This window comes from Massilia niastensis DSM 21313, assembly GCF_000382345.1.
Classification (GTDB): Bacteria; Pseudomonadota; Gammaproteobacteria; order Burkholderiales; family Burkholderiaceae_D; genus Telluria; species Telluria niastensis.
The window spans coordinates 1-10,007 of the sequence record NZ_KB908181.1 but is presented as its reverse complement, the minus strand read 5'-3'; the positions used below and the strand labels follow the sequence as shown (position 1 = coordinate 10,007).

Sequence of the window (10,007 nt, the reverse complement as noted above, 5' to 3'; positions counted from 1 at the left end):
CTCCGAACGAATGCCAAACAGGTAGCCGATGAACAGCATCTTGAACAGCGTCACAGGGTCCAGTGCTGGGCGACCATTATCGGCGCAGTACAAATGCGCGGTCTGTTCCCGGATGAAATCGAACTTGATGTGGCGGTCGATCAGACGCAGCAAATGGTCTTGCGGTACCAGCTGTTCCAGCGTGACCATCTCCAGCTCGTGCTGGAAGGGAGAAGGTGTCTTGAGCATGATGACATTAAATCAAAAGCCCCCGCCGTTGGCGAGGGCTTTTGACTTTGTCAGCAGTCTGAAGCGCCTATCGGCGCCTGATTGCCACTCTTCTTCATGCCGCTCATTCATCCTGGACGACCGGCATCTTCTCGCCCCCTCGGCCCGCATGTCGATCCAGCCTGGAGCGGCCGCCAGTTGCGGCACCGCCGCGAACAGGTCCGCGACCAGGCCATAGTCGGCCACCGGGAAAATCCTCGCTTCCGGATCCTTGTTGATCGCGACGATGGTCGTCGCATCCTTCATGCCGGACAGGTGCTGGATGGCGCCGGTGATGCCGAATGACGAGGGTAGCCATGATTCTCCCGACAAGACCTTAGCGCGGGCGGGGACCGTGCGGCCGTTCGTGGGCGCCGCTTGTCTCGGGTGTGCGCCTGTGGGGCCGGGCGACATCCCAGCCCAACTGGCGGCGGATTTGTTCGGCATCGGGAATCGGAGAGCGCTGTTGCCAGCGCTCGGTAAGCCACTTCCTGATGTCTTCCTTGGTGGGCTGGCAAACGCATTCCATGACCTGTTCCTTTCGACTTCTCCAGTCGGTTGACACCGAAGCGATCATAGGACGCCCGGGACCAGGGATGGTCTTCATTTATCCGAGCCCGTATGCCGCAAAACCGAAGATCTCCCGGCCTGCGCACCGGCATGACACGGTATACTGGTTCCATGGCAATGGTGCGCCCGCGGCCTGGCCCGCACACCGCGCACGCACCCGGCCCGTCGCAATCCGCCAAGGAGAACAACCGCTTGCCGAACGATCCCAGCGCCGTCCAATCGACCTTCGCGCCACTGCGCCAACCCGTGTTCCGCATGCTGTGGCTGGCCTGGCTGGCCGCCAACATGACCATGTGGATGAACGAAGTCGCCTCGGCGTGGCTGATGACCTCGCTGACCGACAATGCCTTGATGGTCGCGATGGTGCAGGCCGCCTCGACCCTGCCGGTCTTCCTGCTTGGCTTGCCGAGCGGCGCGCTGGCCGACATCGTCGACCGGCGCCGTTTTTTCGCCCTGACCCAGGTGTGGGCCAGCCTGGTCGCCGTCCTGCTTGCCGTGTTGTCCTTCGCCGGTGCGCTGAGCGCCCCGCTGCTGCTGGTGCTCACCTTCGCCAACGGCATCACGATGGCGATGCGCTGGCCGGTGTTCGCCGCCATCGTCCCCCAGCTGGTTGCCCGCCAGGACCTGTCCGCCGCACTGGCGCTCAACGCGATCGCAGCGAACATGTCGCGCGTGATCGGTCCGGTCCTTGCGGGCGCCCTGCTCGCCGGCGCCGGCAGCGCCTATGTGTTCCTGCTGAATGCGGGGCTGTCGGTGCTCGCCTGCGTGCTGATCCTGCGCTGGCGCTCCGAACCCAGGATCAGCGCCCTTCCCGGCGAACGCTTTTTCGCCGCGATGCGCGTCGGGGTCCAGCACGTCCAACAGTCGCCGCGCATGCGGGTGGTCCTGGCGCGCATCTTCCTGTTCTTCCTGCAGGCGACCTCGCTGACGGCGCTGCTGCCGCTGATCGCGCGCCAGGTCCACGGCGGCGGGCCCGGGACCTTCACGGCCCTGCTTGCGGCGATGGGCGGCGGCGCGCTGGTCATGGCGCTCAACCTCGCCCGCCTGCGCCACCGCATCGGGCGCGACACCATGGTGTACTTGGGGATTTGCGTGCACGCCGTGTCCGCGGTCGTGGTGGTGCTGTCGCCGACCCTGTGGCTGTCGGTGCCGGCCATGGCGGTCGCCGGCATGGCCTGGATCGGCACGGCGAACTCGCTGACCGTGGTGGCGCAGCTTGCCCTGCCCGACTGGGTGCGCGCGCGCGGCATGTCGATCTACCAGATGGCCCTGATGGGCGGCAGCGCCGCGGGCGCGGCCCTGTGGGGCTACGTCGCCACGCTGACCGACGTACGGACCAGCATCATCGCGGCGGCGCTGCTGGGGCCATGCCTGCTGCTGCTCACCAGGAAAAGGGGCGCCGGCGGCACGGTCGACGAGGATCTCACCCCGGCGACACCGTCAGGCGCCGCGCCCGCTCCCGTGATCGATATCGGCCCCGATGACGGGCCCGTGATGGTGACCATCGAATACCTGATCGACCCGGCCAATGCCCAGGCCTTCAACGCCGTGATGCAACAGACCCGCCTGGCGCGCCTGCGCCAGGGAGCCCTGTCCTGGGGCCTGTTCCGCGACACCGCGCAGGCGGGCCGCTACATCGAGTACTTCCTCGATGAAAACTGGATCGAACACCAGCGCCGCCAGGAACGCTTCACGGCCGCCGACATCGGCTTGCGCAAGCGTCGCCTGGCCTTCCACATCGGCGCGGAACCGCCGCAGACGAAGCGCTACATTGGCCAGCCGATCGGCAGTTTCAGCGATGCGCCGCCGGACTGAGTCGCTTGTCGCCGGCATGGCCCGCGCCTTCACGCGCGGTGGCCACGCCGGCGGCGCGCCCGGTCAGTCCAGGTAGCGCGGGTCCGGGGCGACGAAAGCCCTTACCTTGTGGTTCAGGATGTCGGGCGGAACGACCCGATTCAGTTCGACCATGTCGACGATCAGGGAACCGTTGAAGTTCCAGGCGAATGCACGTTCACCCACCACGAATCTCACGGTTTCCCCCCCCTCCACGTTCACGTACTTCGTGTCCGGGGTGATGACGATGGTACGTGCCGCCGCTGCTTCGGGGGCGCGTTCCCCGAGCAGCGCAGGGCACGGGGTGCCGGCATGGGACGGGATCGCCAGGGCCGATACGGCAAGGCCAAGTACGGTAGCGCAAACGCGTGTCGCTTTCATAGCATGTACCTCCAATCAATAATAGTATGCGGCAAGCACCATAAGAAGCAGCTTCCGTTCGTCGCGTTCCACACGAACGGGCTCATTATAGACTTGTGCCTACTATCCCGATTTTCCGTACATGATCTGGCCAGGGCCATGAAGACCGGCCGCCCCAGGCTCCCGTCTCAGGCCTGCAGTTCCGGGCGGTTGCGGAAGAATGCCAGGGCCTCGGGATTGGCCAGCGCCTCGATATTCCTGACCGGACTGCCGTGCACGGCGTTGCGCACCGCCAGTTCCGCGATCTTGCCGCTGTGGGTCCGCGCAATGTCCTGCACCGACAGCACGTGGGAAGGAACATGGCGCGGGGTCGTGTTTTCGCGGATCGTGTCGCGGATGCTCGCGACCAGCGCGTCGTCGAGCACGATGCCTTTCCGCAGCTTGACGAACAGCACCACCCGCACGTCCCTGGGCGCCTCCGGCGGCCAATCCTGTCCGATCACCACCGACTCCAGGATCTCGGGCAGCCGTTCGACCTGGCGATAGATCTCCGCAGTCCCGATGCGCACGCCTCCCGGATTCAGGGTCGCGTCCGACCGGCCGTGGATGACCAGGCCGCCGTGCCCGGTGATCTCGCAGAAGTCGCCCTGGCACCAGGTACCGGCGAAGCGTCCGAAGTAGGCTGCACGGTACCTGCTGCCGTCGGGATCGCCCCAGAAGCCCAGCGGCATCAAGGGGAAGGGCCTGGTGCAGACCAGTTCTCCCTTCCCTCCACGCACCGGCCTGCCCTCATCGTCCCACACCTCGACCGCCATCCCGAGGCCGCGGCACTGCAGTTCGCCGCGCCACACCGGCAGGACCGGGGCGCCCAGCGCGAAGCACGAAATGATATCGGTGCCGCCCGAGATGGACGACAGTTGCAGGTCACGCTTGATGTGCCGGTACACGTAGTCGTAGCCCTCCGCCACCAGCGGGCTCCCGGTGCTCAGGAGTACCCGCAGCGCGTCCAGCCGGTGGGTCGCGCGCGGTGCGAGGCCCATCTTCGCAGCCGCTTCCAGGAATTTCGCCGAGGTGCCCATGTGCGTCATGCCTTCCGCATCGGCATAGTCGAACAGCACCTGGCCGTTCGCTGCGAATGGCGAGCCGTCGTACAGCAGCAGGGTCGCGCCGGAAGCCAGTCCCGAGACCAGCCAGTTCCACATCATCCATCCGCAGGTAGTGAAGTAGAACAGGCGGTCGCCCTCCCTGACATCGCAGTGCAGGCGGTGCTCCTTGACGTGCTGGAGCAATGCGCCTCCCGCACCGTGCACGATGCACTTCGGCACCCCGGTGGTGCCCGAGGAGTACATGATGTAGAGCGGGTGGTCGAACGGCAGCGCCTCGAACGCCAGCCCGGGGTCCGGGTCAGACCCGGCGATGAAATCCTCGTACCACTGCGCGCACGGGACCGCCGCCAGCGACTGCGCCTCGCCCGCATAGGGCACGACCACGATCCGTTCGATAGACGGCACGGCCTCGGCGATCGCCGCCAGCTTGTCGAGGCAAGCGATGCGCTTCCCGGCGTAGAAATAGCCGTCGCAGGCGAGCAGGAACCTGGGTTCGGTCTGCCCGAAGCGGTCGACCACGCCGCGCACGCCGAAATCCGGCGAGGCCGAGGTGAATACGGCGCCGATGCTCGCCGCCGCCAGCATCGCGATGACCGTGTGCGGCATGTTCGGCATGTAGGCGGCGACGCGGTCGCCTTTGCCGACCCCGTGCCGGCGCAGGGCGGCGGCGAACCTTGCCACGGCAGTCCGCAACTCGGCGCGCGACATCCGGATCCTGACGCTATCCTCGCCCCGGAACACCAGCGCATCGGCGTTGCCGGAGCGGCGCAGGAGATTTTCCGCGAAGTTCAGGCGCGCTTCCGGAAACCATCTGGCCTCGGGCATGCTCGGTCCCGGGACCAGGACCCGCTCGCCCATGGTCCCGATGATGCCGGCGTCGATCCAGACGCTGGCCCAGAACTGCTCCGGCCGATCGACCGACCAGGCATGCAGTGCGTCGTAGTCGGGCAAGGCAATCCGCCAGCGCCGTTCGGCCGCCTGCCTGAACGCAGTCATGTTGGCCTGCGCCACCCGGGCGGCGGAGGGAGACCAGGATGGAGCACTCGTCATGGACATGTTCACCTTCTCTCATCAGGTTGGGGAGGAAGAACTGCAAGGTGCGCGGTCGCTGCTTCTCGACTCGACTGCGACGCATGCAGTGTATGACGCGGCTGTTGACGTGGTCCATGGCCTTTTTCGGGAACCGGATTGTTCGTTTGGCGAAGCATCCGGCGGCTCACAACAGTTCCGGATGCGCGGCCGTGGGACTCAGGCCGGGCCATACCTCGGCGGCCGCTTCGAGGAAGGCGCGGATCAAGGGGTCGTTGCGGCGGCCGGCCACATGGGCCATATAGATCGGGAACCGGGTGTGCGCGATCGGCGAGACCGCCAGGATACCCTGCTGGAGTCCCTGGCTGGCGTGCTCTTCCCGCATCAGCATCATGCCGACGCCGGCTTCGAGCAGTGCGCGGCCGACGGCCGCATTGTCGAAACGCGCAACGCTATTGAGCTCCAGGCCGCGCGCATCGAACAACTGGCGCAGCATGACGGAATACGCCATGCTCGAATCGGAATGGGTGAGCCACGGCAGCGCCGCCAGTTCCGCCCAGCTCGCGCCTTCGATCTGCTCCTTCCAGGCGACCGGTCCCGCGACCCGGAACGCGACATTCGTCAGTTCGTAGTAGGTGAAGCCGGCGTCGAGCGGGCGTCCCAGAATCAGGCCGATATCGATTTCGCCGATCTTCAGGCCCTGCCGCGTGCCGGACGAAGGCCGGGCCCGCAAGTCCGCGCTGATCAGCGGGTACTTGTCGCGCAGGGCGCGCACCACTTCGGCAATCCGGCTCGACGCCGGCTCGCTGCTGGATCCGACGACGAGGCGTCCCTCGAGTTTGCCGCAGATCTCGCGCCCGAACGAGGTGAACAATGCGGCCTCGTTCAGCAGGATCTTGGCCTTCCCGAGCAGCAGGTGGCCGGCGCGCGTGAGTTCGAGGTTGCGGTTGGCGCGCACGAACAGAATCGTGTCGAGGCGCTCTTCGACCGAACGCACGTGGGCGCTGGCGGCCGACAGGCTGATATGGAGCCGCTCGGCGGCGCGGGTCAGGTGCTGCTCCTCCGCGACTGCGACGAAAGTGCGGAGCTGGACGAGATCGATGTGAATGACTTTCTCCCGGTTGATCGCCCCATCTCCTCCGTGTGGCCGGCATCGATGGGGCGGGCGGATTTCCTCAGGCTTCGACGAAGGCTTCTTCGCGCTTCTTCCTGATCGATGGCAGCAGCACCACCAGGAGCAGGATCACGGCCACGGACAGCAGGCTGGCCGCCAGCGGCTGTGTGATGAAGACGCTCCAGTCGCCGCGCGACAGCAGCAGCGCCCGGCGCAGGTTCTCTTCCAGCATCGGCCCCAGGATGAGGCCGAGCAGCAGCGGCGCCGGCTCCAGCCCGAGCTTGAGGAAGCCGTAGCCGACGATCCCGAACAGCCCGACCGTCCAGATGTCGAAGATGCTGTTGTTGGTCGAGTAGACGCCGATCGCGCAGAACAGCACGATGGCCGGGAAAAGCCAGCGGTAGGGCACCTTCAGCAGCTTGATCCAGATGCCGACGAGCGGCAGGTTGAGGGTCAGCAGCATCGCATTGCCGATCCACATCGAGGCGATCAGGCCCCAGAACAGCTCGGGATTGCTGGTCATGACCTGGGGACCCGGCTGGATGTTATGGATCATCATCGCGCCCAGCATCAGGGCCATGACCGCATTCGAGGGCAGGCCCAGTGTCAGCATCGGGATGAAGGAAGTCTGCGCGCCGGCGTTGTTGGCGGACTCGGGACCGGCGACACCGCGGATATTGCCCTGGCCGAAGGCCACTTCGCCGCGCCGCAGCGGCAGCTTCTTCTCCAGGGTGTAGGCGGCGAACGATGACAGCAGCGCCCCGCCACCGGGCAGGATGCCCAGCAGCGAGCCCAGCGTCGTGCCGCGCAGTACGGCCGGCATCATGCGCCGGAAGTCCTCGCCAGTCGGGAAGATGTGGTCCACCTTGCTGGTGAAGACCTCGCGCTTCTCTTCCGTGCGCGCGAGGTTCTTGACGATGTCGGCGTAGCCGAAGATCCCCATCGCGACGATGATGAAGCCGATGCCGTCGGAAAGCTCGGGGAGCTCGAAGCCGTAGCGCGCCACGCCGGAGTGGACGTCGGTGCCGATCGTGCCGATGAGCAGGCCAAGGACGGTCATGGCAACCGCCTTGAGCGCCGACCCCGAGGCCAGCACCACGGCGCCGATCAGGCCGAGCACGATGAGGCAGAAGTACTCGGCAGGCCCGAACTGGAACGCGACCCGGGTCAGGGGAACGGCGAAGGCCGCGATGACCAGGGTACCGACCGAGCCCGCGATGAAGCTGCCGATGCCGGCGGCCGCCAGCGCCGGTCCCGCCCTGCCCTTGCGCGCCATCTGGTAGCCGTCGAGCGCCGTGACCACCGAGGACGACTCGCCCGGCAGGTTCACCAGGATGGCGGTGGTGGAGCCGCCGTACTGCGAGCCGTAGTAGATCCCGGCAAGCATGATCAGCGCGGCCAGCGGCTGCAGCGCGTAGGTGACCGGCAGCAGCATGGCGATGGTGGCGGTCGGCCCCAGGCCCGGCAGCACGCCGATCACGGTGCCCAGCACGCAGCCGAGCAGCGCATACATCAGGTTATCGAAGGTGAAGGCGACGCTCAGGCCCAGGGCGAGGTGATTCATCAGATCCATCATGGTATGCGCCCTTTCAGCCGGTGACGAAGGCCGGCCAGAGCTGGATCGGCAAGTTGATGGTCTTGACGAACACCAGCCAGCTGCCTGCGGCGAGGACGGCGGCGAGCGTGATGGTCCCGCGCAGCGTGAACCCGGAGCCGGCGAGCGTGGCGATGATCACCAGCGCGAGGATGGCCGGCATCAGCCCCATGGCCGGCAGTCCGATGGAAGGCAGGCCGCCCAGCAGGATGCCGAATGCGAAGTTGGCGCCGACGACGAACAGCAGGGGCTTCCAGGCGATGGCGCCGACTTTCTCGGTTTCGTCCGGCTTGCCGAACGATCCCAGCGTGATCGCCACGCTCAGGACGGCCAGCAGGACGCCCAGCAGCAGCGGAAAATAGCCTGGCCCCATGCTGGCGGCCGTGCCGATCGGGTATTCGCGGGCGCCGAGCGCGAACGCCCCGCCGACGATGGCGAGCGTGAGCCCGGCAAAAAAGTCTTTCTGACTCCTGATGACCATGCTGTCTCCTGGTGGTGGATAGTTGTTCTGGACAGATCATATGACCGCGACAGGATGGGATGTTCTCGAAATTGCCGAGTCCGTGTTTCGCAAAACGGAAGGGTTTTCCGTCCGGTCCGTATGGACCATGCGCGAATGGTCGCGTTGAAAACTTCCCCACGATGCCTCTGCCCGGCGTGCCGACATCCTCCTTGCAGCCCGGGTACGCGCCAGTGCAGCCCAGGAACCTGCTCGATAGCTGACAGGTTTGGGGGAGCTTGACCGCAGCGCATGTCCTCTATTCACACGACGTTGGAAGCGAGCCCGATCCGATAAGCTGGGCCGGTAACCGAAGGCGCTCACTCCTGTACTGCAAAAAAGAGGCGCGCAGGCGCCTCGGCCCGGCACTACCACCCGAAAGGACACGAACGACATGAACATCGAAAGAAAAGTCGCCATCGTCACCGGCGGCTCATCTGGACTGGGCCAGGCGACGGCTGAACGGATCCTCGCCGCAGGAGGCAGGGTCGCCATTTTCGACATCGACCGCCAGCGCGGGCAGGCGTTCGCCGAAGCGCATGCCGGCAAGGCGATCCATATCGACGTGGACGTCGTTCTCGAAGAGTCGGTCCGGGCGGGCATTCGCGCAACGCTCGATGCATTCGGTGCGATTCACATCTGCGTCAACTGCGCCGGCGTGGGCCAGCCACGGCGCGCCAGTGTGCACGACACCCATTCGGCTGCCGAATTCACGCGCATCCTGCAGCTCCATCTGGTGGGCACCTACAACGTCACCCGATTGGCGGGCGCGCAGATGATGGACAACGAGCCGCTCGCGAGAAGCGGCGAGCGGGGCGTCATCGTCAACACGGCGGCGCTGGATGCGCAGCACAACGGATCGAACCAGCTCGCTTACTCCGCCTGTACGGCGGGAGTCGCCGGCATGACGCGCCCCCTGACGCTCGCCATGTCCACGTACGGAATTCGCGTGTGCGCCATCATGCCCGGCGTATTCGATACGCCGTTCAAAGCCAACCTGTCGCCGGATGCCAGGGCGTCCCTCGTCACGGCATCGCGATTTCCGAAACGGGAAGGCGATCCGGCCGAATTTGCCGCCCTGGTCGGCCACATCATCGAAAATCCTTACCTGAACGGGGAAGTGATTCGACTCGATGGCGGCGCGCACCCGCCGTCACGCTGAGCCCGACGGCTCCGGGCGTCGCCACCAACTTCATGATTCATAACGAATATATCGGCAGGAGATTGCATGAACATCATCAGCGCGGACGAAGCAGGCAGCCTGATCAAGGACGAAGCCACGATTTTCCTGGGCGGGCTGGCCATGATCAGCCTCCCGGAAGAAGTATTGAAAGGGATCGAGCGGCGCTTCCTCGACACCGGCCACCCGCGCGCCCTCACCACCTGGGCCTGCGGCGCGGTCGGCAACAGCCGCGACGGCGGCATGGTGCACTTCGCCCACCCGGGCATGATCCGCCGCACCGTGGCCGGCCACTTCGGCCAGACCGGCAAGGAAATGATGAAGATGGTCTTCGAGGACCAGGTCGAAGCCTACAACTTCCCGCAAGGCTCGCTGTCGCACCTGACCCGCCATATCGCCGCGCGCACCCCGGGCCTGCTGACCAAGGTGGGCCTCGGCACCTTCGTCGATCCGCGCCTCGAAGGCGGCAAGCTGAA

At 66.0% G+C, this 10,007-nt stretch carries 9 protein-coding genes and 1 pseudogene; 3 read left to right on the top strand and 7 right to left on the bottom strand.

The features are described from left to right. Positions 1-228: transposase (locus H162_RS32330; RefSeq protein ID WP_169444510.1), on the bottom strand; the 228-nt coding region annotated here is incomplete at its 3' end. Positions 229-393: 165 nt separating this feature from the next. Then, positions 394-546, bottom strand: a pseudogene (locus H162_RS35850) (electron transfer flavoprotein subunit alpha/FixB family protein); the annotation flags it as partial. A gap of 462 nt (positions 547-1,008) precedes the next feature. On the opposite strand from H162_RS35850, the gene H162_RS0129105 reads away from it, so the two are divergent. Beyond that, positions 1,009-2,631, top strand: a complete 1,623-nt coding sequence (locus H162_RS0129105; protein WP_020657000.1) for an MFS transporter — start codon at positions 1,009-1,011, stop codon at positions 2,629-2,631. Positions 2,632-2,694: 63 nt separating this feature from the next. Here H162_RS0129105 and H162_RS0129100 read toward each other — a convergent pair whose 3' ends face one another. The 5 genes from H162_RS0129100 to H162_RS0129080 form a co-directional block, all read right to left on the bottom strand. Continuing rightward, complete coding sequence (locus tag H162_RS0129100) at positions 2,695-3,030, bottom strand: CzcE family metal-binding protein (RefSeq protein WP_020656999.1); 336 nt, start codon at positions 3,028-3,030, stop codon at positions 2,695-2,697. A gap of 167 nt (positions 3,031-3,197) precedes the next feature. After that, positions 3,198-5,171: an acetoacetate--CoA ligase gene (locus H162_RS0129095; RefSeq protein ID WP_229452326.1), complete on the bottom strand. Its 1,974-nt coding sequence runs from the start codon at positions 5,169-5,171 to the stop codon at positions 3,198-3,200. Positions 5,172-5,331: 160 nt separating this feature from the next. Then, complete coding sequence (locus H162_RS0129090) at positions 5,332-6,246, bottom strand: LysR family transcriptional regulator (protein ID WP_267872169.1); 915 nt, start codon at positions 6,244-6,246, stop codon at positions 5,332-5,334. A gap of 73 nt (positions 6,247-6,319) precedes the next feature. Then, complete coding sequence (locus H162_RS0129085; protein ID WP_026355249.1) at positions 6,320-7,831, bottom strand: tripartite tricarboxylate transporter permease; 1,512 nt, start codon at positions 7,829-7,831, stop codon at positions 6,320-6,322. Between the two features lie 16 nt (positions 7,832-7,847). Then, on the bottom strand, positions 7,848-8,333 hold the full coding sequence (locus H162_RS0129080; RefSeq protein ID WP_020656995.1) for a tripartite tricarboxylate transporter TctB family protein: 486 nt from the start codon (positions 8,331-8,333) through the stop codon (positions 7,848-7,850). A gap of 412 nt (positions 8,334-8,745) precedes the next feature. Between H162_RS0129080 and H162_RS0129075 the strand changes: the two genes are divergently transcribed. Together H162_RS0129075 and H162_RS32320 are read left to right on the top strand one after the other, a co-directional pair. Continuing rightward, positions 8,746-9,513 carry an SDR family NAD(P)-dependent oxidoreductase gene (locus H162_RS0129075; RefSeq protein WP_020656994.1) on the top strand — a complete coding sequence of 256 codons (768 nt, stop codon included), beginning with the start codon at positions 8,746-8,748 and terminating at the stop codon, positions 9,511-9,513. Between the two features lie 66 nt (positions 9,514-9,579). Then, on the top strand, positions 9,580-10,007 hold a 428-nt coding region (locus H162_RS32320), incomplete at its 3' end, for a CoA-transferase (RefSeq protein ID WP_040788533.1).